Origin of the sequence: Agromyces laixinhei (genome assembly GCF_006337065.1) — a bacterium.
In the GTDB taxonomy this organism is placed as follows: Bacteria; Actinomycetota; Actinomycetes; order Actinomycetales; family Microbacteriaceae; genus Agromyces; species Agromyces laixinhei.
In genome coordinates this window covers 1,469,718-1,494,495 of record NZ_CP040872.1, presented here as the reverse complement: position 1 = coordinate 1,494,495, position 24,778 = coordinate 1,469,718, and the positions used below count along the sequence as shown (strand labels likewise).

Sequence of the window (24,778 nt, the reverse complement as noted above, 5' to 3'; positions counted from 1 at the left end):
TTTTGATCGCACGGCCGGAACCGGCGCGCCGCCGAACCGTAGCGTTGGCCGAGACATCCGCCGATCGAAGAGGAAACACCGATGACCGTACTCGCCCCGCCCGCTCCCCGACGTCTCGTGCTCGCCGACCGGGTGTTGCCTCGCAGTGTCGCCACCGACGTCGTGCTCGTCGTCGCGGGCGCCGCGCTCGTCGGCCTCTTCGCGCAGCTGTACGTGCCGCTGTGGCCGGTTCCCGTGACCGGGCAGACGCTCGCGGTCCTCCTCGTCGGCTCGGCGCTCGGCGCGGTTCGCGGCGGCCTCGCACTCGCCGCGTACGCAGCGCTCGGCGTGGCCGGCATCCCGTGGTTCAGCGAGGCGTCGAGCGGTTGGGGCGTGCTCGCCGGGCCGACCGGCGGCTACATCATCGGCTTCATCGTGGCGGCCGCGCTCACCGGATGGCTCGCCGGGCGCACGTGGGATCGCACGGTGTGGAAGGCGCTCGCCTGCTTCGGCGCCGGCACGCTGTCGACGTTCGCGATCGGCCTGCCGTGGCTCGCGGTGTTCCTCGGTTCCGTCGGCGCACCGAACGACCTCGCGTCGGTGCTGGCCGCCGGCTTCACGCCGTTCCTCATCGGCGGCGTCGTCAAGACGGCGATCGCGGCCGTGCTCCTGCCGCTCGCCTGGAAGGCCGCCGACCGGCTCCCGCCTCGCGCGTCGCGCTGACGCGAGCGTCACGCTGGCGCGAGCGGCGCGCTGACGCGCGCGGCGCGACATGCACCGTGCAGGCGATTCCGGGCTACGCACCGGTATTTCGACGTGTGACCGCGAATCGCCTGCAGCGACCGGCTGACCCGGCAGGTGCCTTCCGCATGAACAGCTGAGCTGCAGCTTGGCGGCGACATCGTATACGATTCAGGGGACCCTTGATGATGAGGAGGCAGTGTGCTCGAGCCACATCGCATCGCCATGATCGCCGACGAACTGTTCGTCGCCGACCGCGATCGAACCACCGTGCCGCTCCTGACCGCCAGGCACCCCGAGATGACCGTCGACGACGCCTACGCCGTGCAGAGCCTCTGGGCCGAGCGTCGCAAGGGGGCGGGCGCCCGTCCCGTCGGGCGCAAGATCGGGCTGACCTCGAAGGTCATGCAGGTCGCCACCGGCATCACCGAACCCGACTACGGGGTGATCTTCGACGACATGGTCATCGACTCCGGGGCATCCGTCGAGTTCGACCGCTTCTCGAACGTGCGCATCGAGGTCGAGCTCGCCTTCGTGCTCGCCGAGCCCCTCGCCGGCCCGAACACCACCATCTTCGACGTGCTCGACGCCACAGCCTACGTGGTGCCGGCGCTGGAGATCTTGAACTCGCACATCGAGATGGAGGGACGCACGATCGTCGACACCATCTCCGACAACGCGGCGATGGGAGCCATGGTGCTCGGCGGCAGGCCCGTGAAGGTCGACGCCGTCGACCTTCGCTGGGTCTCGGCGTTGCTCTCGCGCAATCAGACGATCGAGGAGTCGGGCGTCGCCGCCGCGGTGCTCGGCCACCCCGCGATGGGCGTCGCCTGGCTCGCGAACAAGCTCGCCCAGCACGACCAGGCCCTGGATGCGGGTGAGATCATCCTCGCAGGGTCGTTCACCCGACCGATGTGGGTCGAGCGCGGCGACACCGTGCACGCCGACTACGGGCAGCTGGGAACCGTGACATGCCGATTCGAATGACCCTCCCCCAGACGCTCACGGCCCGCATCGCGGCATCCGATCGCCCGCTCGTGGGCATGTGGGTGTGCTCCGGCAGCCCGATCATGGCCGAACTCGCGGCAGGCAGCGGCCTCGACTGGGTGCTCATCGACGCCGAGCACTCCCCCAACGGACTCGAATCGATCCTCTCGCAGCTCTACGCGGTCTCGGCGTATCCCGTCGCACCCGTCGTGCGCCCGCCGATCGGCGACGCCATCGTGATCAAGCAGTACCTCGACCTCGGGGTGCAGAACCTGCTCGTGCCGATGGTCGACTCGGCCGCCCAGGCTGCCGAGCTCGCCCGCGCCGTTCGCTATCCGACGGGCGGCGTACGCGGGGTCGGGGCTTCGCTCGCACGCTCGTCACGCTGGAATCGCGTCGACCGCTACCTGCCGGATGCCTCGTCGACGATCAGCCTCACCGTGCAGATCGAGTCCGCCGCCGCCGTCGAGGCCGCCCCCGAGATCGCAGCCGTCGACGGCGTCGATGCCCTCTTCGTCGGCCCCGCCGACCTCGCCGCCTCGATGGGGCTCCTCGGACAGCCGTCGCACCCCGACGTCGTCGAGGGCGTGCTGCGCTCGATCCGCGCCGGCGCCGCCGCAGGCACGCCCGTCGGCGTCAACGCCTTCGCGCCCGCGGATGCCGATCGCTACCTCGCCGCGGGCGCCGCCTTCGTCGCCGTCGGGGCGGATGTCGCGATCGTCGCCCGCGCCTCGGAGGCGCTGGCCGACCGCTACATCCGGAGCGAAGACGCAGCGGATACCGCGACGAATGTCACGACGAATGTCCCTGCGCCCGGCCCCGCGGGCACGCCGTCGAAGCCCCGCGCGAACTACTGACCGCCCACGCGTTCACCGCTCGACACCGCCCTTCCTGATCGTATATGATTTCAAATATCGAGAGACGAGGACGTCAATGGCCTTCGGCATCCCCACCCCCGGCAAGATCATCGCCGTGCACCTCAACTATCCGTCGAGGGCCGCGCAGCGTGGTCGCACGCCCGCCCAGCCGAGCTACTTCCTGAAGCCCGCGTCGTCGCTCGCTCCCACCGGGGGCACGCTCGAACGCCCGGCGGGTACCGAACTGCTCGCCTTCGAGGGAGAGATCGCGATCGTCATCGGCGACCCCGCGCGGCGCGTCTCGCCTGCCGAGGGCTGGCAGCACGTGGCATCCGTCACCGCAGCCGACGACTTCGGCATCTACGACCTGCGGGCGGCCGACAAGGGCTCCAACGTGCGCTCGAAGGGCGGCGACGGCTTCACGCCGATCGGTCCGGTCGCGATCCCGGTCGCCGGCATCGGCGAAGGCGACTGGCGCGTGCGCACCTGGGTGAACGGGCAGCTCGTGCAGGAGGACACCTCGGACACCCTGCTCTTCTCGTTCGGCCGGCTCGTCGCCGACCTCTCGCAGCTCATGACCCTCGAGACCGGCGACGTGATCCTCACGGGCACGCCCGCGGGTTCCTCCGTCGTGCTGCCCGGCGATGTCGTCGAAGTCGAGGTCGATGCCCCCGGCGCTCCCGGCGCGCCGAGCACCGGACGACTCGTGACGACGATCACGCAGGGCGACGTCGAGTTCGGCGACTTCGGCACGTCGCCGGCGACCGACGATCGCCAGCGCGTCGAGGCGTGGGGCAATGATGAAGCGCTCGCCGTCGCGGTCGCAGCGGGGCGCGCGTCGGCACCGGCGTCGGCGCCCGCGCCTTCGGCGGCACCGAGCGCCGAACCCGGTTTCACGCTCACCGACGAACTGCGCGAGAGCTTCGGCCGCGTCGCCGTCGCGACCCTCTCGGCGGCACTGCGACGGCGCGGCTATCACGACATCTTCATCGAGGGCGTCTCCTCGAACCATCCCGGCGATCGCATGATCGGACTGGCGAAGACGCTCCGGTTCATCCCGTTCCGGCCCGATCTCTTCGCGAGCCACGGCGGCGGTTTCAACGCGCAGAAGCTCGCATTCGACACGGTGCAGCCGGGCGAGGTGCTCGTCGTCGAGGCCCGCGGCGAGCGCGGCACCGGCACCGTCGGCGATGTGCTGGCCCTTCGCGCGCAGGTGCGCGGCGCAGCGGGCATCGTCACCGACGGAAGCGTCCGCGACTTCGATGCCGTCGCCGGGTTCGAGATCCCGGTGTTCTCGCAGGGTGCGCATCCCTCGGTGCTGGGGCGGCGTCACGTGCCGTGGCAGATCGATGTCACGATCGCCTGCGGCGGCGCCGCTGTGCAGCCGGGCGACGTCATCGTGGGCGACGGCGACGGCGTCATCGTGATCCCGCCGCAGCTCGCCCAGGAGGTGCTCGACGAGGCACTCGAGCACGAGCAGCGCGACGCGTTCGTGGCCGAGCAGGTCGCCGCCGGGGCATCCGTCGACGGGTTGTTCCCCATGAACGCCGAATGGCTCGCCCGCTACCGGGCGGCGAAGGAGGCATGATGCCCGCCCACGCCGCCAGCGCGACCGAGAGCAAGTCCCAGCAGGCCTACCGCTTCCTTCGCACGCGCATCGACGACGGTCGGTATGTGCCCGGGTACCGGCTCGTGCTCGGTGCCATCGCGCGCGAACTCGACGTCTCGGTCGTGCCGGTGCGCGAGGCGATCCGGCTGCTCGAAGCCGAGGGACTCGTCACGTTCGAGCGCAACGTCGGCGCCCAGGTCGCCCTCATCAACGAGACCGAGTACCTGCACACGATGCAGACGCTTGCGCTCGTCGAGGGCTCCGCGACTGCGCTGTCGGCACCGCTCGTCACTCCCGAGCAGATCGGCCGGGCGCGCGAGATCAACGAGCGGATGCGTCGTACGCTCGAAGATTTCGACCCGCATCGCTTCACCGGGCTCAACCTGGAGTTCCACTCGGTGCTCTTCGAGGAGTGCCCGAACCCGCACATCCTCGACCTCGTGCAGCGCGGCTGGAGTCGCATGAGGGCGCTTCGCGACTCGTCGTTCAGCTTCGTGCCGGGGCGCGCGCACGAATCGGTCGAGGAGCACGAGCGCATCCTGCAGCTCATCGAGCAGGGCGCCGATCCGCTCGACATCGAACTCGCCGCGCGCCGGCACCGCACCGCCACCCTCGACGCAGTGCTCGCGTACCAGGCGAGGCATCCGCACCCCGCACCCGCCTGACCGTTCGTTCCCTGACCTCGTCGACGCACACCCGACAACCGAAAGCAGCATGACATGACGCACTACATCCCCGAGGGCCTGCCCGACCGCATCCGACACTTCATCGACGGCGAGTTCGTCGACTCGGTCGGCGGCGAGACGTTCGACGTGCTCGACCCCGTCTCGAACGAGACCTACGTGCAGGCCGCCGCGGGCCGGCAGGCCGACATCGACCTCGCCGTCGCCGCAGCGAAGCGCGCATTCGACGATGGGCCCTGGCCTCGTTTGCTCCCCCGTCAGCGCTCGCGGGTGCTGCACAAGATCGCCGACCTCGTCGAAGCGCGTGACGCCCGGCTCGCCGAGCTCGAGACCTTCGACACGGGACTGCCGATCACACAGGCGCTCGGCCAGGCGCAGCGCGCCGCCGAGAACTTCAGGTTCTTCGCCGACCTCATCGTCGCCCAGCGCGACGACGCCTACAAGGTGCCTGGCCGCCAGGTGAACTACGTGAACCGCAAGCCGATCGGCGTCGCCGGCCTGATCACACCGTGGAACACGCCGTTCATGCTCGAGTCGTGGAAGCTCGCCCCTGCGCTCGCGACGGGCAACACCGTGGTGCTGAAGCCCGCCGAGTTCACGCCGCTCTCTGCATCGCTCTGGGCGGAGATCTTCCGCGAGGCCGGCGTACCCGACGGCGTCTTCAACCTCGTGAACGGCCTCGGTGAAGAAGCGGGTGACGCGCTGGTGAAGCATCCGGATGTGCCGCTCATCTCGTTCACCGGCGAGAGCCGCACCGGCCAGATCATCTTCGGCAACGCAGCGCCCTTCCTGAAGGGCCTCTCGATGGAGCTCGGCGGCAAGTCCCCCGCGGTCGTGTTCGCCGACGCCGACCTCGACTCCGCCCTCGACGCGACCGTCTTCGGCGTCTTCTCGCTGAACGGCGAGCGCTGCACCGCGGGCTCACGCGTGCTCGTCGAGCGCGGGGTCTACGACGACTTCGTGGCCCGCTACGCCGCCCGTGCGAAGAACATCGTCGTCGGCGACCCGCATGACCCGGCGACCGAGGTCGGCGCGCTCGTGCACCCCGAGCACTACGAGAAGGTCATGCGCTACGTCGAGATCGGCAAGAGCGAGGGCCGACTCGTCGCGGGAGGCGGGCGCCCCGAGGGCCTCGACACCGGCAATTACGTCGCCCCAACGGTCTTTGCGGATGTCTCGCCCGACGCTCGCATCTTCCAGGAGGAGATCTTCGGGCCCGTCGTCGCCATCACGCCGTTCGACACCGATGAGGAGGCGCTCGCCCTCGCGAACAACACCCGCTACGGCCTCGCCGCCTACATCTGGACGAACGATCTGAAGCGCGCGCACACCTTCGCCCAGTCGGTCGAGGCCGGCATGGTGTGGCTGAACTCGAACAACGTGCGCGACCTGCGCACGCCGTTCGGCGGCGTCAAGGCGTCGGGCCTCGGCCACGAGGGCGGATATCGCTCGATCGACTTCTACACCGACCAGCAGGCGGTGCACATCACGCTGAACGAGGCGCACTCGCCGCGCTTCGGCACCGCTCGCTGACCACCGACTGCCCGCCCGACCAGGAGGCCGACATGCAACTCCCAGAACCCGTCATCACGCCGGACGCACCCGAACCGGTCGTGACCGACACCGATCCCGTGCCCGCGCCGGTGAACCGCATCCCGACGCCGAAGTCGCCCGCCCCCGACATCCTGCGCTGCGCGTACATGGAGCTCGTCGTCACCGACCTCGAAGCGAGCCGCACGTTCTATGCCGAGGTGCTCGACCTCGTCGTCACGGAGGAGGACGAGAACACCGTCTACCTCCGATCCTTCGAGGAGTTCATCCACCACAACCTCGTACTCCGAAAGGGCCCCGTCGCCGCGGTCGCCGCGTTCAGCTACCGCGTGCGCAGTCCCGAAGACCTCGACCTGGCCGTCGCGTTCTACACCGAACTCGGATGCCGCGTCGAGCGACGCGCATCGGGCTGGACGAAGGGCATCGGAGACTCGGTGCGGGTCGAAGACCCCCTGGGCTTCCCCTACGAGTTCTTCTACGACGTCGAGCACGTCGAGCGGCTCGCCTGGCGCTACGACCTCTACACGCCCGGAGCGCTCGTGCGCCTCGACCACTTCAACCAGGTCACGCCCGACGTACCCCGTGCGGTCGCGTACATGGAGGACCTCGGCTTCCGCGTCACGGAGGACATCCAAGACGAGGCGGGCACCACCTACGCTGCTTGGATGCGGCGCAAGCCCACCGTGCACGACACCGCCATGACCGGCGGCGACGGCCCGCGCATGCACCACGTCGCGTTCGCGACGCACGAGAAGCACAACATCATCGCGATCTGCGACAAGCTCGGGGCGCTTCGCCGCTCGGACGCGATCGAGCGCGGCCCCGGCCGCCACGGCGTCTCGAACGCGTTCTACCTCTACCTGCGCGACCCCGACGGGCACCGCGTCGAGATCTACACGCAGGACTACTACACGGGCGACCCCGACAATCCCGTCGTCACGTGGGACGTGCACGACAATCAGCGTCGCGACTGGTGGGGCAACCCGGTCGTGCCCTCCTGGTACACGGATGCCTCGCTCGTGCTCGACCTCGACGGCAACCCGACGGCCGTGGTCGCCCGCACCGACGACTCCGAGATGGCGGTCACGATCGGCGCAGACGGCTTCTCGTACACCCGCAAGGGCGACGAGGAACAGGGCTTCAAGCTCGGCAACACGCTGTAGCCGTACGCAGTATCGACGGAACCGTTCATCTTCCGGTCGCCCACGGGTCATCCGCCGTGCCTATCGTCTGCTCCGGCGCCCCTGCCGCGCCGCCCGACGAACAGGAGAACGACCGATGCCAGAGAAGTCGCCCGTCAGCCGCAGAACGATCCTCACCGCCGGAGGACTCGGCGTGCTCGGCGCCGCCGCGCTCCCGACGGCCGCGCACGCGGAATCCGGCGACGCCGAGCGCGGCGCCACCGGCAGTCCGCGGGCCAGGGCGCCGAAGCTGCGCTTCCACGACGACGGCACCTTCAAGGTCGTGCAGTTCAATGACACGCAAGACGACGAGCTCACCGACCGGCGCACCGTCGAACTGATCGAGAAGACCCTCGACGCCGAGGCCCCCGACTTCGTGCTCATCAACGGCGACGTGATCACCGGCGGCTGCGAGACCCGCCTCGCCGTCAAGCAGGCGATCAACAACGTCGTGTGGCCGATGGAGAGCCGCGGCATCCCCTGGGCCGTCACGTATGGCAACCACGACGAGGACTCGCTGCCGCAGTCGGGAGTCGACGAGGCGATGATGCTCGATTTCTACCGCAGCTACGACTACAACATGAATGCCGAGAACATCGCGGGCGTCACCGGAACCGGCAACACGATCGTGCCGATCCGCACGGCGGGCCGCGGCAACAGCACTGCCTTCACCCTCTGGCTCCTCGATTCGGGACGCTACGCGCCCGATGCGATCGACGGACAGGACTTCACCGGCTACCCGACCTGGGACTGGCTGCGCATGGACCAGGTGTCGTGGTACCGCGGTGAGTCGCAGCGGCTCGAGAAGCGGTTCCGGCGCAAGGTGCCGGGCCTCATGTTCATCCACATCGCGCTCTGGGAACACCGATTCATGTGGTGGGGCGGCGTCGACACACGCACCGAAGCGGATGCCGCGCGCGGGCGCACCCGTCACGCCATCGTCGGCGAGCGCAATGAAGACGAGTGCCCGGGCCCCTTCAACTCGGGCATGTACAACGCGATCCTCGAGCGGGGCGACGTCAAGGGCGTCTTCGTCGGACACGACCACATCAACGACTACGTGGGCAACTACTACCGCGTGCTGCTCGGCTACGCGCCGGGCACCGGGTTCGGCGCGTACGGCCTGTCCGGCGATGAGCGCAACCGCATGCGCGGCGGCCGCGTCTTCGAACTCACGCAGTCGGGCGAGGAGGTCGACATCGCGACGCGCGTGGTCTACGCGCGCGACCTCGGCATCGATCTGACGGCCGACGACCAGCCGATGGAGCCGACGCCGCTCGCGCCGAAGCAGGCGGCGATCTGACGCGCGGTCACGCCTCGGCGAGGAAGGCGATCGCCGCGGCTTTGAACGCACGCGATGTGAGTGTTGAGACGTGGTCGCGACCGGGAACCGAGACGAAGTCCGCGCCCCACTCGCGAGCGAGTTCCTGCACCCCGGCGGGCACCGGGTCGTTCTCACCCGCGACGAAGAGCACGGGGATGCCGCCCGGAATCGACAGCGGCGCTCCCGACACACCCTCGATGACCGCGAGCAGCGCCTCACGATCTGCGCCGGACTCGATCGCCGGGCGCAGTACCTGCTCGATCACGGGGTCGCGCGGCGCCTCGTCGCGCAGCAGCACCGCTCGTGCATCGTCGATCGCCCACGACGCGAAGAGCTCGTTCGGCCCTGCGCCTCCGACGACGACCCGGCGCACCCGCTCGGCGGCGCTCGTCGCGAGCGCCGAGACGACGCGATTGCCCATGGAGTAGGCGACGATGTCGACGGCCTCGACGCCGACCGAATCGAGCACGGCGACGAGATCGGCTCCGAGCAGCTCGGGTGCATACGACTCGGGGTTGACCGGCTTGTCGCTCGAGCCGTGCCCGCGCAGATCGACCGTGATCGTCGATCGGCCCGCGTCGTCGAGGGCGCGCACCCAGCCGGTGGTCTCCCACGTGATCGCGGCGTCGGAGGCGAAGCCGTGCACGAGCAGCACGGGCGGCAGCGCGGCATCCGTCTCGCTGCGTGCTTCGACGGATGGGTCGACGGATGCCGCGTGCACCCGATACCCGATGAGCACCCCGTCCGGGGCTTCGGCATGGAGCGTCGGCGTCGGCATCGACCCCGCCTGCCTCACGAGGCGGCCCCGGCGAGCACCGTCGAATCGGCGATGACGACGCCGGCGTGGCCGAGCTCGGCGAGGGCGGCCTCCGACGACTCGGCCGCGACGCCCGCGACGAGGTCGGTGAAGATCCGCACGTGCTGCCCGTGCTCCACCGCGTCGAGCGCACTCGCCCGCACGCAGTGATCGGTGGCGATGCCGACGACGTCGATGTCGGTGATGCCGCGGGCGGCGAGCACGTCGCTCATGCGGTCGCCCGCGTCATCCGTGCCCTCGAAGATCGAATAGGCCGGCACGCCCTGCCCCTTGCGGATGTGCACGTCGACCCCGGTGGTGTCGAGGTCGGGGTGGTACTCGGCGCCGGGGGTGTCCGCGACGCAATGCGAAGGCCAGGTGTCGACGAAGTCGGGCTCTGCATCGACGGCGAAGTGGCCGCCGTTGTCGTGCTCGCCCGAATGCCAGTCACGGGATGCCGCGACGAGTGAGTACTCGTCGCGGTGCGCTTCGAGCAGACGCGTGATGCCGGCGGCGACGGCGGCCCCGCCCTCGACGCCGAGCGCACCGCCCTCGACGAAGTCGTTCTGCACGTCGATGATGAACAGGGCCCGGGTCATGGCTCGCTCCTTCGCACGTCATTCGCGGCACGGCTCGGCCGCTGCCTCCATTCTTCCAGTCATCGAGGGTGCTGCGCGGTGTTCAGCGCTCGGCGAAGCCCTTCACTGGTTCGAGAGGTTGTCGCCGCAGAGGTAGAAGCCCGTCGCGAGGGTGTCGATCGCCTGCTTGGCCTCGCCCGTGACCTCGCCGAGGGCGTAGATCGCGAAGGTCAGCGTCGAGCCGTCCTGCGCGCGTACGACGCCCGACAGTGTGTATCCGGTGTCGATCCATCCGGTCTTCGCCGACACCGCCCCGTCGGCCACCGCGTTGTCGCCCGAGAAGCGGTCGTCGTAGCCGAGTGAGCCGCGCACGCCCGAGACCGGGAGCCCGTCCATGAGCACGCCGAGATTGCCCTCACGGGCGTTGATCTTCACGAACAGGCGGGTCAGGTACGACGGCGGCACGGCGTTGTTGTCGGAGAGGCCGGAGCCGTCGACCACGGTGACGCCCGTGGTGTCGATGCCGTAGGCGGCGAGGCCCTGCAGCACGCCGGCGTTGATGGCGCCGAAGGTGTTGCCTGCTCCGGTCTCGATCGCGACCAGCCGGGCGAGCATCTCGGCCACGGTGTTGTCGGAGACCACGAGCGCCTTGTCGACCAGTTGCGCGACGGTCGGCGACTGCACCTGGCCGAGCTGCGCAGCGCCGGCCGGAGCGACGCCCCGCTCGACCACGCTGACGCCGCCGAGCTCGCTCGCGAACGCGTCACCGGCCCGGCCCACCGGGTCGGCGCTGCGCCCCGACGTGTTCGCGCCAGGATCGTCGCGGTCGCCGTCGACCATGAGCGCGGTGATGTTCGACATGTACCCGTCATCGCGCTCCTTGAGCGCCCAGCTCGGCTCCCACTCGTCGCCGCTGAAGTAGCTCGCATCGAGAATCAGTTTCGTGAGCGGCGGGTTCGACGGGTCGGCGGCCCACGCGGCTTCGACCTGGGCGGCGAGGTCGTCGAGGTGCGCGGCACCGGGGTAGACGGTCTCGGTGCCGGTCGAAGTGCGCGAGAGGGTCACGTCGCCGCCGCCGACGAGCACGACCGAGCCGGGCTCGGAGCCTTTCACGACGGTCGTGGCCGCTCGGTAGTCGGGGCCGAGCACCGAGAGGGCGGCAGCACTCGTCAGCACCTTCATGACGCTCGCGGTGCGCGAGGCCGTCGTGCCGCCCCGGTCGTAGAGCACTTCGCCCGTGGCAGCGTTCATCACCTGCGCCTGGAAGTTCGCGAGTCGCCCGTCGGCCGCGCGATCGGCGACGGAGCAGGTGCGCAGGCGACTCGCCGTCGCGACCGCCGCGGGTGCCGGGCGTGCCGGATCGACGGTCGGGGTCGGAGCCGTCGACGTCGAGAGCGCAGCGGATGCCGCTCGGCCCCGCTGCCCGCGACGCCGGCCACGACCGCGCCGGTGCCGAGCAGCCCGAGGGCCACGACGCCGCCCGCGATCATGAGCGGCAGTCGGTGCGTGCGCGCGAATGCGGCGATCGCGGTGAGCACGCCCGCCTTCGGCGGTTCGGCCGGCTCGGCGGCGTCGGTCGCTGACGTTCCGTCGGCGGCGTCGGTCGCTGACGTTCCGCCCGAGAGGTCACCGTCGTCGGGGGTCTCCCCCGCGGCATCCGTCTCGTCGATCACCCGAAAAGCCTACGCGAGCCATCCTCAAGACAAGCTGACCATGCACTGCATCGGGCCTCACTCGCCCGGGTAGACCAGGCCGATCTGCCGGCGCACCTCGTCGAGCGACGCCATGATCGCCACGGTCTCGTCGATCGGCAGCAGGTCTCCGGAGAGTGTGCCGGCCGCGACCAGTCGCTCGACCGCCTCGGCCTGGAATTGCATGCCGCGGCCGACGACCTCCGAGCGGTACTCCTCGAGCAGCGCGCCGTCGGTGGCGATGACTCGGAAGGTCGTCGGCGTGTACCACACGTGGTCGATCTCGATACGGGCCTCGGTGCCGAGTACGACCGCGGTGTTCGGCCCCTTCGCGTCACTTGACGACAGGGTCACGGCCATGCGCCCGCCGTCGTAGCCGAAGACGACGGCCACCTGCGCGTCGGCGCCCGTGGACTTGAAGGTGGCCGATGCCGAGGTCGTCACCGGCGCGCCGAAGAGGTCCCATGCGAACGAGATCGGGTAGATGCCGAGGTCGAGCAGCGCCCCGCCGCCGAGTTCGAGCGCGTTGATGCGGTGCGCCGGGTCATCGGAGAGCAGTTGCGTGTGGTCGGCGATGAGGCTGCGCAGCTCGCCGAGCGTGCCCGCGGCGATGATCTCGCGGATGCGTGCCATGTGCGGCAGGTACCTCGTCCACATCGCCTCGAGCAGCAGCAGGCCCTTGGCAGCCGCGAGCTCAGCGAGGGCGCGCGCCTCGCCGGCGTTGACCGTGAAGGCCTTCTCGACGAGCACGTGCTTGCCCGCCTCGAGCGCGAGCCTCGCACCGGCGGCGTGCATGGGGTGCGGCGTGGCGATGTAGATCACGTCGACGTCGGGGTCGGCGACGAGCGCCTCATAACTGCCGTGCGCGGTCGGAATGCCGAATTCAGCGGCGAATGCGTCGGCGCTGCCCTGCGAACGGGAGCCGACCGCCTGCACCGCGAACCCGCTCAGCTTCAGATCGCTCGTGAAGGCGTGCGCGATGCCGCCGGTCGCAAGAATTCCCCAGCGCAGTCGTTCAGTCATGCGCACAGCCTATTCGGCGCCGAGGCGGCGGCCCCTGTACTGGGTGCTGCGGCGACCGCCCTCGGCGGGCTAGCGTCGAGCTCAGCGCCCGATGTTTCTCCAGCGCGAGCGACCGGCCCGGCGACCCCGGGCCGTTCGTGTGTCATCGGGGCGGCTGCGACATCCGTCGCAGCAACGCACGCTGTGCGTCGGTGAGATCGCGCTGCTCCCGCGTGGAGCCTCACCCGCGCCTGCCGCTACTGCGACGAGTCTGTGCGCGGGCGTCCGCGGAACGGCACTGATGCTGCGAGCGCGAGAGTGAGCACAGACCCCGCTCCGAGCGCGGCCGTGAGCGCGCCGCGCGGCTTCGAGAGAGCGAGGCGTGACCCGCCGATCGATGGCACGCTCGCAGCTGCACCGATCGCGACCGCCGCGGCGATCACCCCGGTCGCCACGCGCGTCCACGCCGGTCCGCGGCCTGCGACGGCATAGCCACCGCCGATGGCCGCGAGCGCTACGCCACTGGCAGCACTGCCCTCGCCGGTCTTGCGCAGGGTGGCGACGGCTCCGGGCCGGGTGAGCGGGAGGACCCCGAGTGCGATCGGGGCCGCGGCGATCGCGCGACGGAGCGGGAGGTCTTCACCGTTGGCGCGGCGATGCTCGGCCCAGCCGAAGAGCGCCCCGATGGCGGCTGCGGGCATGAGGATCGTGCCGAACGTACCGAACCAGGTGACCTTCGACTCCGTGCCGACGAGCGACGCCATGTACTCGCGGAATCCGGCGGCCCACGTCAGACCGACGGCGACACCGACGGCGGCCGCGGCACCTGCTGGCATCATCGTGACCCCCATGTCGACGCATCCTCGGCCTCGAAGCGCTTCCCGAGCTCTCCTGGTGACGCGGCCAGTATACGGCGGGGGTCAGGTGACCTGCAGCGCCCCGCGCAGTTGCGTCTCGTCGGGATTGCGGAGCACGACGCCCCCTCGTGCGAACACCACCACCGGCAGGTCGGCCCCGACCAGCCCGAGCTTGGTCATGTGGGCCTCTGCGGCATCGTCGCTGTCGAGATCGATGAGCACGGAGGATAGGCCGTTGGCGTCGGCCCACTCCCGCAAGCGGCGGGCGTGGGGGTCGTCGGTATGCCCGACGATGCGCACATCGGCGAAATGTTCGAGGCCGATCGCCTGGCGGACGAGGAAGGCGCGCTGCACGAGTTCGCTCAACGCGGCGTCTGCGACGAGGACCTCGAGCAGCTGCTCGACGGTCAGCTGCAGCACCGAGCCGTCTCGGATGACGACGGCCGCCCGCTCGACGGTGGTGCGTTCGAACAGGTCGAAGGCACCCAGAAAGCGGCGCGGGCCGTGAACCCGAATGACCTGCTCTTGACCCACGGGCCGGCCGACGACCGCGACGGCGCCCGAGAGCACCACGGTGAAGTCGTAGCCGGGATCGCCGGGCCGGTACAGGATGTCGCCCCGAGAGACGGCCCGCTGCCGGCCGAGACGCGCGAGCCGATCCAGTTGATCGTCGGTGAGCCGTGGCTGGTCTCCGCCGGATTCAGGTGTCTCCGGCAGGTCGGGTGACAGGTCATCCAGCAGGTCGGCGAGATTCCACTCGGCCACCGCCACCGATCGTCGGGGATCAACGGCGGGGAAGGATGCCGTCATGGCACGCTGTTGCGTCTCGGTGGCACCGTCGGCCGCCAGCAACTCGGCGGCGAGGGTGCGCGCATCGTGCGGGCCGGTGTGCAGACGACCTCCGATGTAGAACGCGGGAAATCCGGTCACGCCGCTGGCCTGAGCGGATTCCATATCGTGCCGCACATGTCGCGCGAATCGCCCCGAGCCGAGGTCGCGGGTGAAGCGCGGCACGTCGAGCCCGAGTGCGGCCGCGTGGACGACCATATCGGGTGCGTTGAGCTGGTCCTGACGGGCATAGAGGCGGTCGTGCATCTCCCAGAAGCGCCCCTGCGCGGAAGCGGCCTCGGCAGCTTCCGCCGCCAGCTGCGCCTGCGGATGCACCGTGGTCTGCGGGGCATGACGGTACACGTATCGGAACCGGTCGCCCAGGCGTTCCTGCAGCTCGTCGATCGCGCCCCATCCCCGGTACGGCGCTTGGAAGTCACCGTACCCGACCAAAGTGAGCGGAGCGTCGACCGGACCGCGGATGTGGTCCCGCTCGGCATCGACCGGTGGATCCAGCAGCGGCGGCCCGGCATCCACCGGGCGGCGACGCGCCGCGATCCGGAGCAGCACACTGCCGAGGACGCCGGCGATGACCGATGCCGTCAGCACGCCGACCCTCGCCTGGTTCGCGAGCCGGTCGTCGGTGAAGGCCAGATCGATGATGAACAGCGAGATGGTGAACCCGATGCCCGACAGCGCTGCCCCACCGATCACGTGCAGTCGATCGATGCCCGGGGCGAGGGTGCCCAGTCGAAGGACGACGGCCAGCCAGGTTCCCAGGGAGATACCGACGAGCTTGCCCACCACGAGGCCGGCGACGACGCCGAGCGTGATCGGAGAGGTCAGCGATGCGGCCAGCGTCTCACCCGATAGCGGGACGCCCGCATTGGCCAGCGCGAACAGCGGAACGAAGACGAAGCTCACCCAGGGCTGCCACAGCTCGCTCAGGCGCGGACCCGGCGGCGTGGACCGCTCGATCGAGAGCCGGGCGGCTCGCGCATAGCCCGCATTCGGTGATTGCGCGTACATTCGGGTGCGGAGGACGGCAGCCTCCACCTCACCGCGGCGAGGCAGGTAGGCCGGTGTGATCAGCGCGACAGCGACCCCGAGCAGCGTCGGATGCACGCCCGAGAGGTAGAGCGCCACCCACGACACGGTGCCGACGACCAGGTACGCCGGGCCCCGCCACACGCGCAGCCTGCGCAGGCCGAACATCGCCAGCAGCCCCGCCCCGGCGACCGCGAACGCGAGCAGATTGAAGTCCTCCGTGTAGAACACGGCGATCACGGTCAGCGCCCCGACATCGTCGCCGATCGCGACCGCCAGCAGGAAGATGCGCAACTGCGGCGGAACCGCTGTGCCCAGCAGTGCGAGGATGCCGATCACGAACGCGGTGTCGGTGGAGATCACCACCCCCCACGCGCCGACCTCGCCGTCGGAGAGGTTGAAGGTGACGTACACGAGAGCCGGAACGGCGAGCCCGACGAGCGCGGCGATCGCGGGTACCGCGGCCCGCCGCGGGTCGGCGAGCTCCCCGAGCACCAGTTCCTGCTTGACCTCGAACCCCACGATGAGGAAGAAGAAGGTCATCAGGCCGTCATTGACCCAGTGCTGCAACGTCAACGAGAACTGGATGTCCCCGACGCTCATGCCCAGCTCGGTATGCCAGAACGCCTCATACGAGTCCCCGAACGGCGAGTTGACCCAGATGAGTGCGATGACGGTGGCCAGCAGCAGCAGGGCTGCCGCGCCGACGCCTCCGCTCAGCCGGGCGCGCAGTTCATCCAGACGCCGCGAGCGCCCTGCCATCATCGGCTCTCACCCACGCGACCATCATGCACTGCCAGAAGCCCGCCGCATAGGTCAGCGGGGGTCGACGCGCAACGTCGTCTCGCGGGCACTCGCGCTGGTGATCGATCGACTGGGCGCACCGTTCCCGTACCTGGCGACGTACGCCGCGTCGACCGCGTCGTCGTGGGACGCATCGAGCGTGAAGGCCACTTCGCGGGTCGTCGAGTTCCAGCTCAGGAACCCCTCGAAGTTACGGACGACCCCCTTGTACCACTGCCCGTCGGTGCCCTTGACCGACCGCAGGTACAGATCGCCGTCGACGACGACGTGCCACACGGTCGTGAGGGTGCGCGAGGATCCGTCGGCGCGACGGCCGGCCACTTTCACCTCGTACGCGTCATCCAGTTCCTTCAGTTCTGCAGCCGTCCATGCACCCATATCTGTTCCCTTCTCTCTTTCTTGCGCCCGACTGCAGACCGCAGTGAGCTCAGCGGTCAGCCACCGGATGCGTCGGCGTCGCCGACGAGTCGGGCGCCCCGGCAGTCGCCGCCCAGCTGGCGAGCACCTTCAACGCATCCTCGGTCGCCGAACCGGGTTCGGCGGTGAAGATCGAGAGCCTGAGCCCGGGGTCGGCGGGCAGCTCCAGCGCCTCGTAGCTCAGCTCGAGGTCACCGACGACCGGATGATGCATCCGCTTGACGCCGGTGCGGTGGTAGCGCACGTTGTGCGCGGCCCAGAGCGTTCGGAACCGTTCACTGCGCGTCGAGAGCTCGCCGACGAGGTCGGTGAGTCGCTTGTCGTACGGGTTGCGACCGGCTTCACTGCGCAGTGCCGCGACGAGGTCTTGCGTCAGGCGCTCCCAGTCGGGATAGAACTGCTTCGCTGCCGGATCGAGGAATGTGAAGCGAGCGCCGTTCGGCTCAGCCGCGGCGAAGACACCTGGGTAGAGAGCACGGCCGAGCGCGTTCGCAGCGACAAAGTCGAGGCGGGAGTTGCTGATGGTCGCCGGCGCCTCGGTGATCGCCGCGAGCACGCGGAGAACACTCGGCCGGATCGCACCGGGTTTCGCCCGGGGCCGTCGTACGACTGGCGACGCACTCGCCGCGCGCGCCAGGTCGAACAGGTGCGCCGTCTCTGCGTCGTCGAGGTGCAGCGCTCGCGCGAGCGAGTCGAGCACGCTGTCGGATGCCCCGGCGAGATTGCCGCGCTCGAGGCGCGTGTAGTAGTCGACGCTCATGCCCGACAGCATGGCCACCTCTTCACGGCGCAGCCCCGGCACCCGGCGGTTGCCGCCGTAGGCGGGCAGGCCGGCCTCATCGGGGGTGATGCGAGCGCGCCTCGTGCTGAGGAATTCACGCACCTCGCTGCGATTGTCCATCTTCTGAGAGTAGGCCGATGACGGCGCCGAGGGGAGGTACTGCCAGTACCCGGAACGACCGTGACTGGCTCGGATGCTGCTACGGGCGTGTGATGGGTGTCAGGACCCGGAAGCGGCCCACCCCCACGAGAGGAATCACCACACCATGCGAACAACACACGAACACGGGGCCGTCGATGTGCGGACCCTGAACAATGGAGTCGTCATGCCGGCCCTCGGCTTCGGCGTCTTCCAGACCCCGCCCGAGGTCACGACTCAGGCCGTCGAAACCGCGCTCGCGACCGGGTACCGGCTGATCGACACCGCGGCGGCATACGGCAACGAGCGCCAGGTCGGCGACGCGATCAGCAACTCGGGGCTCGCCCGCGACGAGGTCTTCATCGAGACCAAGGTGTGGATCAGCGACTACGGCTACGACCAGACGCTGCACGCATTCGACAAGAGCGCCCGCAAGCTCGGCGTCGAGTCGATCGACCTGCTCGTCCTGCACCAAGCGCTGCCCGGCGAGTTCGACACGACCGTCGAGGCGTACCGCGCGCTCGAGCGGCTCCTCGCCGACGGGCGCGTGCGTGCCATCGGCGTCAGCAACTTCATGCCCGGACACCTCGCGGATCTGCTCGAGCGCACCGAGATCGTGCCCGCCGTCAACCAGGTCGAAGTGCACCCGTACTTCGCTCAACCCGAGCTTCAGGCGTTCGACGCCGCGCGCGGCATCCTCACTCAGGCATGGTCGCCCATCGGCGGCATCACCTCCTATCGCGGCGACAGCGAGCGGAGCACCTTCACCGACCCCGTGATCCTCGGCATCGCCGAGCAGCACGGCAAGTCCGCCGCACAGGTGATGCTGCGCTGGCACCTGCAGCAGGGGCGCTCCGCGATCCCGAAGTCAGTTCGCGCCGAACGCATCGCCGAGAACTTCGACGTCTTCGACTTCGAACTCACCCCTGAGCAGCTCGCCGCCGTCGACGGCCTCGACACCGGGGTTCGGGGCGGCCCCGAACCCGAGGACGTCACCCTCGAGACGTTCGGCCGGGTCATCCCCGAAGACTGAGCTCGCGATATCCGCCAGGCTGATGAGAGGAAATGCACCGTGAATCGGAACATGCCGAGGTTCAGCCGGCGGGTGCTGCTGCAGCACACGCTGCTCACCGGCTCGGCTGCCACGGCGGCAGTGCTGCTGAGCAGTTGCGCCGCGCCGGCATCCGAGCGCCCACCGGCCACGAACCCGACCCCGGAAGCAGCCCCGACGACACCGGCGCCCGCTGAAGCGCCGGTCGGGGCATCCGTGCTCGTCGTGTACTTCTCCCGAGCCGGTGAGAACTACTCCTACGGCGATCGGATCGACCTCGAGGTCGGCAACACGGAAGTGCTCGCGAACAAGCTCAGTGCCCTCATCGACTGCGACGTCTACGAGATCGAGGCTGCAGAGCCCTACTCCGACAACTACGACGACACCGTCGACCGGAATGTTCGCGAGCAAGACGCCGACGCACGCCCCGCGATCGCGAACCTGATCCCGTCGATCGACCAGTACCAGACGATCCTGCTCGGCAGCCCGATCTGGAACGTTCGGCCCCCGATGATCATGTCGACGTTCGCCGAGAACTTCGACTTCGCCGGCAAGCTCATCCACCCGTTCGTCACGTATGCGGTCAGCGGCCTCGGCAGCACTGAAGACACCTACGGCGACCTGCTGCCGACGGCGACCTTCGGCGAGCCCCTCGCAGTGCAAGGTGAGACCGTCGCTGATTCGGATGCCGCGGCCGAAGCCTGGCTGGGCCGGATCGGGCTGCTCGCTTGACCTGCGAGCGGCGTGGCCGCCCAGTCCGGATCAGGGTTGCCGACCAGCTGCAAGAGTGCCCACCGGTGAAGAGCAAGAGTGCCACCGGTGAAGAGCAAGAGTGCCACCGGTGAAGAGAATGCATGCGAACGGCTCTCGCGTGCCTCATCTGGTATGTGCTGCCCGGCGCGACGCCACCACCCCACCGATGGCCGCGGCGATGCCGAGCACGGAGGCCGCGATGGGCACCGCGAGCGAGAGCCGGGTGGCCTCTATCGGCTCGACCCCGTCCGCCGCGGCCGCAGTCATGACCGCGCTCGTCGCGGCCAGTCCGATCGCGGCGCCGAACTGGAACGAGGTGTACAGCAGGCCCCCGCTGAGGCCCTGGTCCTCGTCTGCCACGCCATCGGTCGCCGCCACCGTGAGCGGCCCGTAGGCGAAGGTGAACGCGAGCCCAAGCGCGAGGAAGCTCGGGAACATCGCCGCGTACGCCCACTCGTCGGTGACCGGCAAGAACAGGAGAAAGGACGCCGCCGCGGCGACGAGCCCGACGAGCGTGACCGGCCAGAGCCCGAACCTGGCGACCAGGCGGGGCGTGAGCAACGGCGCGAGGATCGCGTCGATACCGAGCACCAGCAGGGCGAGGGAGGTCACGAGGCTGTTCCAGCCGCGCTGCTCCTGCAGGTGCAGCACGACGAGGAACTGGAATCCCATGAAGCCCGCCGCGAGCGACGCAGCGCCTGCGTAAGCCCGGAGTTGCGGGATCCGGCGCAGGAACGACAGGCGGACGAGCGGCTCTGACGCCCGCCGTTCGATGCCGACGAACGCTCCGATGAGGAGAATGCTCAGGGCCGCGAGCGACCACGTCACGAGAGGTTCGGCGTGCGACGACTGCTCGACGGCGGTGAGCAGCGCGAGGAACGCCCCGGTCACCAGAATGGCGCCCGCGACATCCGCCCGACCGCGCGGTGGTCGCGAGGCACCTGCTTCCGGCTTGGGTACGAGCGGGAATGCGAAAGCCAGGAGGACAACCGACACGATCACCGGCGCGAAGAACACCCACCGCCATCCGAAGATGGTGAGGAGGCCTCCGGTGACGAGCCCGATCGAAAATCCGGCCGCGCCGATGCCCGCGTAGATGAGGAGGGCCCGAGTGCGAACGGGTCCCTCCCTGAACCCCGTCGTGATGATCGACAGGCCTGCCGGCATCATGAACGCGGCCGCTACGCCCGTCGCGGCGCGGGCTGCCAGCAGCGGCCACGGCTCGCTCGCCAGCCCGCCGAGTCCCGAGAACACGATGAATACGGCGAGCGCCACGAGGAACACGCGGCGACGGCCGAGCAGGTCGGCAGCTCGTCCGCCGAGCAGCATGAAGCCGCCATAGCCGAGGATGTACGCACTCACGACCCACTGCAGTTGTCCCGTGGTGAGTCCGAGATCGGCTCGGATCGCGGGCAGCGCGACGCCGAACATCGCGATGTCGACACCTTCGAGGAACGCGGCACCGCAGAGCACCACGAGCAGACCGAGTGCGCGGCCCCTGATGCGGTCGTCGCGGCCCCCCGGACCGTTCGCATGGGTGGGCCGTGCGGGGATGGAGCTCGTGTCGGTCGTCACGGGCCGGCTCCTTCTCTGTCGGTGAAGTTGGATCAGTTATTTCTTGATACTGACCACATCATGCGTCACCATGGATGGATGGCGGAAGACGGCACTTCGAAGTCACTCGGTCACCATCGGGGAACCGACCGGGGCGACGCATTTCAATGGGACATCCGAGAGGACTGCGAAGTGCGGCAGATCCTCGATCGAATCGCCGACAAGTGGTCGCTGCTCGTGATCGCCCTCCTCGACGATCGCACGATGCGCTTCACCGAGCTGAAACGCATGATCGACGGCGTCAGCCAGCGCATGCTCACCGTGACCCTGCGTCAGCTCGAGCGCGACGGCATGGTGCACCGCACCGTGCATCCTGTCGTACCCCCGCGCGTCGACTATGCGCTCACCGACCTCGGCCGTTCGCTGCACACAACCGTGCAGTCGCTCGTGGTGTGGACGGAGCGACACCAAGACGACATCGCCGAGGCGCGAAGCCGTTACGACCTCAACGCGCAAGCAACTGCCGTCACGACAAGTACTGCCCTTTGAGGAGGTGCAGCCCCCGATGGCCATCGCCCGTCTCGAAGATGTGGGCGCGGTCACCGCGATGGCCCGTCGGCCACCTGGCGTGATGGAGCCGCCTGTGGGAATCGAACCCACGACCTTCTCATTACGAGTGAGACGCTCTGCCGACTGAGCTAAGGCGGCGTGGCATCCGGAGCGCCGAAGCGCACCGACTGGCACGAGAATCCATGTTAGCGGGTTTCGGGAGCGCCGATGACCACCTTCAGCACTTCGGGTCGGCGGTGGGCACCGTGCCGTCGATGAAGTAGGACTCGACGGCCTCATCGACGCACGCGTTCGACTTGTTGTACGCCGTGTGCCCCTCCCCCTCGTACGAGACGAGCACCCCGCTGTCGAGCTGCTCGGCGAGCGCAACGGCCCAGTCGTACGGAGTCGCCGGGTCACCGGTGGTGCCGACGACGAGGATCGGGTCGGCGCCCTTCGCGTGGATCTCGGCCCGCTCCCGGTCACCCTGATACGGCCAGTTGACGCACCCGAGGTCACCGAAGCCGAAGTACGGCCCGATGATCGGGGCGACTTCGGCGACGGCGGCGGCCTTCTCGCGCATCACGGCGACATCGGACTGGTACGTGTAGTCGAGGCAGTTGACCGCGGTGAACGCCTCGGTCGAGTTGTCGAGGTAGGTGCCATCGGGGTTGCGACCGTAGTACCCGTCGGCGAAGGCGAGCGCCATGTCGGCGTCGCCGAACATGACCGACTCGAACATGTCGCCGAGGTACGGCCACGAGTCGGCGCTGTACAGCGGGTAGATGATCGCCGTGACGAGGGTGTCGGCGCCCACGAGGCGTCCATCGGTACCGCGCAGCGGGCTCTGGTCGACGGATGCCAGCAACCGACCGATCTCGTCGACGGCCTCGTCGACCGTGCCGTCGAACGGGCACTCCGTGTCGGCGAGGCAGAACTCGAGGTACGCCTTCAGCGCATTCTCGAAGCCGACGGCCTGCGCCTGTGAGACCTCGGTCTCGCTGGCCGCGGGGTCGATGGCCCCGTCGAGCACGAGCTTGCCGACCTTGTCGGGATAGAGCTCGGCGTAGGTCGCGCCGAGGAACGTGCCGTATGAGAAGCCGAGGTAGTTGAGCCGCTCGTCGCCGAGCACCGCCCGCAGCAGGTCCATGTCGCGCGCCGCGCTCTCGGTGTCGACGTTGCCGAGCAACTCGTCGGTGTTCTCCGCGCATGCCTCGCCGAAGTCGCGCTCGGCGATCTCCACTGCGGCGATCCACTCATCGCTGCCGCGCTCGCCCGGCGTGATGCCGAAGAGGTAGTCGTCCATCTCGGCTGCGTCGTAACAGGCGACTCCTGACGAGCGGCCGACGCCGCGGGGGTCGAAGCCGACGACGTCGAAGCGCTCCTGCAGCGGCTCTCCGACGGCGAAGTCGAGCGAGTCCGCCACGAAGTCGTACCCCGAACCGCCCGGCCCGCCGGGGTTCACGAGCAACGACCCGAGCTTGTCGCCCGTCGCCACATGGCGCACGAGGGCGAGCTCGGTCTCGCCGGCCGAGGGGTCGTTCCAGTCGAGTGGTGCCGTCGCCGTGGCGCAACCGAGGTCGTCGCCGCAGCGCTCCCACTCGAGCACCTGGGTGTAGAACGGCCGGAGCTCGGCGTCGACCTGCTCACCGGTCGGCGTCGAGACCGGCTGCTGCGGCGTCAGCAACGACGACACGCAGCCGGTGAGAGCCAAGAGCGCCCCGAGGGCGGCAACGGCTGCGGCGGTACGTACTCCACGCGGCATCCCTGCGACACGGTCGCGGCGGCGCTGTCGTCTGGCGGTGGTCGAGTCGGTCATGCGGCCCCTCGTTCGGCGGTCGGTCGTCGGATGGCGGAGACGAGCATCGCCTCGAGCGCAAGGGCCGGCGCGACGTTGCCCTCGATGCGCGTGCGTGCCTGCTGGATCGCGTCGAGGGTCGCGAGGGTGCGAGCAGGCGAAGCGGATGCCGCGGCCCGCTGCATGCCCGCCTCGAGCTCGCGGTTCACGAGCGGCACGTCGGCGTGGAGTTGAATCAGCAGGATGTCGCGGTAGAGCGACGCGAGATCGACGAGAATACGGTCGATGCCGTCGCGGAGGCTTCGGGTGGCGCGGCGCTTCTGGTCGTCTTCGAGGGACTTCAGTTGCGGTCGCAGGGCATTGGGCACCGCCTGGCCGGGCGCGACGCCCAGCGAGTGCAGTGCGTGGGCGCGCTCTTCGGCGTCGCGCAGTTCGCCGATGGCCTTGGCGTCTTCACCGGCGATCTCGATGAATCTCGCGGCCGTGGCGACCGCTCCCGAAGCCGACCGCACCGCGAGCGCGAGTTCGAGGGTCTCGGAGCGACGCCGCCGTGCTTCCTCGTTGGTCGCGAGTCGATGCGCCATGCCGATATGGCTCTGCGCCTCGCGGGCCGCCCGCTCGGCGAGCACGGGATCGACGCCGTCGCGACGTTCGAGGAGCGTCGCGACATCCGCGATGCTCGGCACCTGGAGTCGTACCGACCGCACTCGCGAGCGAATGGTGGGGATGAGATCGGCCTCGCTCGGCGCGCAGAGGATCCACACGGTGCGCTCGGGCGGCTCCTCGAGTTCTTTGAGGAGGAAGTTCGAGGTCTGCTCGGTCATGCGGTCGGCGTCTTCGACGATGATGACCCGGTGCCTGCCGATCGACGGCGCGTAGTGCGAACGACGCACGATGTCGCGCACGTCGTCGCGCTTGATGATGACGCCCTCGGTGGCGAGCACGTGCAGGTCGGGGTGGCTGCGTGCGTCGACCTGCGCGCGAGTGCGCTCGTCGCCGTCGGGCAGGCCCGAGATGAGGGCGGACGCGAAGGCGTATGCGAGGTTGGATCGCCCCGACCCGGGCGGGCCGGTCACGAGCCACGAGTGGGCCATCTGCTGGGCGCCGGCACCCGAGCCAGCTGCGGCAGGGGCCCCGGCCGATTCGGCCGCGCTGCGGAACAGCGCGATCGCGGCATCTTGGCCGGTCAGTTCACTCCACACGCTCACGATTCAACGCTACC

At 69.4% G+C, this 24,778-nt stretch carries 23 protein-coding genes and 1 tRNA gene; 11 read left to right on the top strand and 13 right to left on the bottom strand.

Going from position 1 to position 24,778, the window contains the following annotated elements:
• Positions 1–81: 81 nt before the first annotated feature.
• The 8 genes from FHG54_RS07055 to FHG54_RS07020 all read left to right on the top strand — a co-directional run bounded on the left by FHG54_RS07055 (position 82) and on the right by FHG54_RS07020 (position 8,891).
• Positions 82–702, top strand: coding sequence for a biotin transporter BioY (locus FHG54_RS07055; RefSeq protein ID WP_139416646.1), 621 nt, complete (start codon positions 82–84; stop codon positions 700–702).
• Between the two features lie 243 nt (positions 703–945).
• On the top strand, positions 946–1,707 hold the full coding sequence (locus tag FHG54_RS07050) for a fumarylacetoacetate hydrolase family protein (protein ID WP_415858824.1): 762 nt from the start codon (positions 946–948) through the stop codon (positions 1,705–1,707).
• A complete protein-coding gene (locus FHG54_RS07045; RefSeq protein ID WP_139416644.1) occupies positions 1,692–2,564 on the top strand; it encodes an HpcH/HpaI aldolase family protein in 873 nt (290 codons plus the stop codon). The genes FHG54_RS07050 and FHG54_RS07045 overlap by 16 nt, the downstream gene beginning before the upstream one ends.
• 76 nt (positions 2,565–2,640) lie before the next feature.
• A complete protein-coding gene (locus FHG54_RS07040; RefSeq protein ID WP_139416643.1) occupies positions 2,641–4,152 on the top strand; it encodes a fumarylacetoacetate hydrolase family protein in 1,512 nt (503 codons plus the stop codon).
• Complete coding sequence (locus FHG54_RS07035; protein ID WP_233437898.1) at positions 4,152–4,838, top strand: GntR family transcriptional regulator; 687 nt, start codon at positions 4,152–4,154, stop codon at positions 4,836–4,838. Before FHG54_RS07040 ends, FHG54_RS07035 begins: the two co-directional genes overlap by 1 nt.
• Positions 4,839–4,892: 54 nt before the next feature.
• Positions 4,893–6,389 carry a 5-carboxymethyl-2-hydroxymuconate semialdehyde dehydrogenase gene (gene hpaE / locus FHG54_RS07030; protein ID WP_139416641.1) on the top strand — a complete coding sequence of 499 codons (1,497 nt, stop codon included), beginning with the start codon at positions 4,893–4,895 and terminating at the stop codon, positions 6,387–6,389.
• 32 nt (positions 6,390–6,421) lie between these two features.
• Complete coding sequence (hpaD, locus tag FHG54_RS07025; RefSeq protein WP_139416640.1) at positions 6,422–7,570, top strand: 3,4-dihydroxyphenylacetate 2,3-dioxygenase; 1,149 nt, start codon at positions 6,422–6,424, stop codon at positions 7,568–7,570.
• A gap of 115 nt (positions 7,571–7,685) precedes the next feature.
• Positions 7,686–8,891: a metallophosphoesterase family protein gene (locus FHG54_RS07020; RefSeq protein ID WP_139416639.1), complete on the top strand. Its 1,206-nt coding sequence runs from the start codon at positions 7,686–7,688 to the stop codon at positions 8,889–8,891.
• A gap of 7 nt (positions 8,892–8,898) precedes the next feature.
• Here FHG54_RS07020 and FHG54_RS07015 read toward each other — a convergent pair whose 3' ends face one another.
• From FHG54_RS07015 to FHG54_RS06980, 9 genes are all read right to left on the bottom strand, one after another.
• Positions 8,899–9,690 carry an alpha/beta fold hydrolase gene (locus tag FHG54_RS07015; RefSeq protein ID WP_139416638.1) on the bottom strand — a complete coding sequence of 264 codons (792 nt, stop codon included), beginning with the start codon at positions 9,688–9,690 and terminating at the stop codon, positions 8,899–8,901.
• A gap of 14 nt (positions 9,691–9,704) precedes the next feature.
• Complete coding sequence (locus FHG54_RS07010) at positions 9,705–10,307, bottom strand: isochorismatase family protein (RefSeq protein WP_139416637.1); 603 nt, start codon at positions 10,305–10,307, stop codon at positions 9,705–9,707.
• A 102-nt stretch (positions 10,308–10,409) separates the two neighbouring features.
• Positions 10,410–11,537, bottom strand: coding sequence for a D-alanyl-D-alanine carboxypeptidase/D-alanyl-D-alanine-endopeptidase (locus FHG54_RS07005; protein ID WP_233437897.1), 1,128 nt, complete (start codon positions 11,535–11,537; stop codon positions 10,410–10,412).
• Positions 11,537–11,959: a hypothetical protein gene (locus FHG54_RS16755; RefSeq protein ID WP_233437896.1), complete on the bottom strand. Its 423-nt coding sequence runs from the start codon at positions 11,957–11,959 to the stop codon at positions 11,537–11,539. The genes FHG54_RS07005 and FHG54_RS16755 overlap by 1 nt, the downstream gene beginning before the upstream one ends.
• A 57-nt stretch (positions 11,960–12,016) precedes the next feature.
• Complete coding sequence (locus tag FHG54_RS07000) at positions 12,017–13,000, bottom strand: Gfo/Idh/MocA family protein (protein ID WP_139416636.1); 984 nt, start codon at positions 12,998–13,000, stop codon at positions 12,017–12,019.
• A gap of 236 nt (positions 13,001–13,236) precedes the next feature.
• On the bottom strand, positions 13,237–13,830 hold the full coding sequence (locus FHG54_RS06995; protein WP_139416635.1) for a hypothetical protein: 594 nt from the start codon (positions 13,828–13,830) through the stop codon (positions 13,237–13,239).
• A gap of 69 nt (positions 13,831–13,899) precedes the next feature.
• On the bottom strand, positions 13,900–16,473 hold the full coding sequence (gene nhaA / locus FHG54_RS06990) for a Na+/H+ antiporter NhaA (RefSeq protein ID WP_168197135.1): 2,574 nt from the start codon (positions 16,471–16,473) through the stop codon (positions 13,900–13,902).
• Positions 16,474–16,527: 54 nt separating this feature from the next.
• Entirely contained in the window at positions 16,528–16,893 is a 366-nt protein-coding gene (locus FHG54_RS06985) for a DUF2255 family protein (RefSeq protein WP_139416633.1), read from the bottom strand.
• 49 nt (positions 16,894–16,942) lie between these two features.
• Complete coding sequence (locus FHG54_RS06980) at positions 16,943–17,833, bottom strand: helix-turn-helix transcriptional regulator (RefSeq protein WP_139416632.1); 891 nt, start codon at positions 17,831–17,833, stop codon at positions 16,943–16,945.
• 145 nt (positions 17,834–17,978) lie between these two features.
• Between FHG54_RS06980 and FHG54_RS06975 the strand changes: the two genes are divergently transcribed.
• The gene (locus FHG54_RS06975; RefSeq protein ID WP_139416631.1) at positions 17,979–18,884 is read left to right on the top strand and encodes an aldo/keto reductase; all 906 of its coding nucleotides are present in this window, start codon (positions 17,979–17,981) and stop codon (positions 18,882–18,884) included.
• Between the two features lie 51 nt (positions 18,885–18,935).
• A complete protein-coding gene (locus FHG54_RS06970; RefSeq protein ID WP_139416630.1) occupies positions 18,936–19,634 on the top strand; it encodes a flavodoxin in 699 nt (232 codons plus the stop codon).
• Positions 19,635–19,778: 144 nt separating this feature from the next.
• Here the strand turns inward: FHG54_RS06970 and FHG54_RS06965 are convergent, their stop codons facing one another.
• Positions 19,779–21,230, bottom strand: a complete 1,452-nt coding sequence (locus FHG54_RS06965; RefSeq protein WP_233437895.1) for an MFS transporter — start codon at positions 21,228–21,230, stop codon at positions 19,779–19,781.
• Positions 21,231–21,251: 21 nt separating this feature from the next.
• On the opposite strand from FHG54_RS06965, the gene FHG54_RS06960 reads away from it, so the two are divergent.
• Entirely contained in the window at positions 21,252–21,758 is a 507-nt protein-coding gene (locus FHG54_RS06960) for a winged helix-turn-helix transcriptional regulator (RefSeq protein WP_233437894.1), read from the top strand.
• Positions 21,759–21,841: 83 nt separating this feature from the next.
• Here FHG54_RS06960 and FHG54_RS06955 read toward each other — a convergent pair.
• The 3 genes from FHG54_RS06955 to FHG54_RS06945 form a co-directional block, all read right to left on the bottom strand.
• A tRNA-Thr gene (locus tag FHG54_RS06955) sits at positions 21,842–21,917 on the bottom strand.
• A gap of 79 nt (positions 21,918–21,996) precedes the next feature.
• Positions 21,997–23,577: an alpha/beta hydrolase gene (locus tag FHG54_RS06950; protein WP_139416629.1), complete on the bottom strand. Its 1,581-nt coding sequence runs from the start codon at positions 23,575–23,577 to the stop codon at positions 21,997–21,999.
• A complete protein-coding gene (locus FHG54_RS06945) occupies positions 23,574–24,764 on the bottom strand; it encodes a DNA polymerase III subunit delta' (RefSeq protein ID WP_139416628.1) in 1,191 nt (396 codons plus the stop codon). Before FHG54_RS06945 ends, FHG54_RS06950 begins: the two co-directional genes overlap by 4 nt.
• Positions 24,765–24,778: the final 14 nt, after the last annotated feature.

Excerpts from the sequence above, each read along its gene's own strand:
- FHG54_RS07055 (WP_139416646.1), top strand. The coding sequence starts at position 82 with ATGACCGTACTCGCCCCGCCCGCTCCCCGACGTCTCGTGCTCGCCGAC.
- FHG54_RS07050 (WP_415858824.1), top strand. The coding sequence starts at position 946 with ATGATCGCCGACGAACTGTTCGTCGCCGACCGCGATCGAACCACCGTG.
- FHG54_RS07045 (WP_139416644.1), top strand. The coding sequence starts at position 1,692 with ATGCCGATTCGAATGACCCTCCCCCAGACGCTCACGGCCCGCATCGCG.
- FHG54_RS07040 (WP_139416643.1), top strand. The coding sequence starts at position 2,641 with ATGGCCTTCGGCATCCCCACCCCCGGCAAGATCATCGCCGTGCACCTC.
- FHG54_RS07035 (WP_233437898.1), top strand. The coding sequence starts at position 4,152 with ATGCCCGCCCACGCCGCCAGCGCGACCGAGAGCAAGTCCCAGCAGGCC.
- hpaE (WP_139416641.1), top strand. The coding sequence starts at position 4,893 with ATGACGCACTACATCCCCGAGGGCCTGCCCGACCGCATCCGACACTTC.
- hpaD (WP_139416640.1), top strand. The coding sequence starts at position 6,422 with ATGCAACTCCCAGAACCCGTCATCACGCCGGACGCACCCGAACCGGTC.
- FHG54_RS07020 (WP_139416639.1), top strand. The coding sequence starts at position 7,686 with ATGCCAGAGAAGTCGCCCGTCAGCCGCAGAACGATCCTCACCGCCGGA.
- FHG54_RS07015 (WP_139416638.1), bottom strand. The coding sequence starts at position 9,690 with ATGCCGACGCCGACGCTCCATGCCGAAGCCCCGGACGGGGTGCTCATC.
- FHG54_RS07010 (WP_139416637.1), bottom strand. The coding sequence starts at position 10,307 with ATGACCCGGGCCCTGTTCATCATCGACGTGCAGAACGACTTCGTCGAG.
- FHG54_RS07005 (WP_233437897.1), bottom strand. The coding sequence starts at position 11,537 with ATGAACGCTGCCACGGGCGAAGTGCTCTACGACCGGGGCGGCACGACG.
- FHG54_RS07000 (WP_139416636.1), bottom strand. The coding sequence starts at position 13,000 with ATGACTGAACGACTGCGCTGGGGAATTCTTGCGACCGGCGGCATCGCG.
- FHG54_RS06995 (WP_139416635.1), bottom strand. The coding sequence starts at position 13,830 with ATGGGGGTCACGATGATGCCAGCAGGTGCCGCGGCCGCCGTCGGTGTC.
- nhaA (WP_168197135.1), bottom strand. The coding sequence starts at position 16,473 with ATGGCAGGGCGCTCGCGGCGTCTGGATGAACTGCGCGCCCGGCTGAGC.
- FHG54_RS06985 (WP_139416633.1), bottom strand. The coding sequence starts at position 16,893 with ATGGGTGCATGGACGGCTGCAGAACTGAAGGAACTGGATGACGCGTAC.
- FHG54_RS06980 (WP_139416632.1), bottom strand. The coding sequence starts at position 17,833 with ATGGACAATCGCAGCGAGGTGCGTGAATTCCTCAGCACGAGGCGCGCT.
- FHG54_RS06975 (WP_139416631.1), top strand. The coding sequence starts at position 17,979 with ATGCGAACAACACACGAACACGGGGCCGTCGATGTGCGGACCCTGAAC.
- FHG54_RS06970 (WP_139416630.1), top strand. The coding sequence starts at position 18,936 with ATGCCGAGGTTCAGCCGGCGGGTGCTGCTGCAGCACACGCTGCTCACC.
- FHG54_RS06950 (WP_139416629.1), bottom strand. The coding sequence starts at position 23,577 with ATGACCGACTCGACCACCGCCAGACGACAGCGCCGCCGCGACCGTGTC.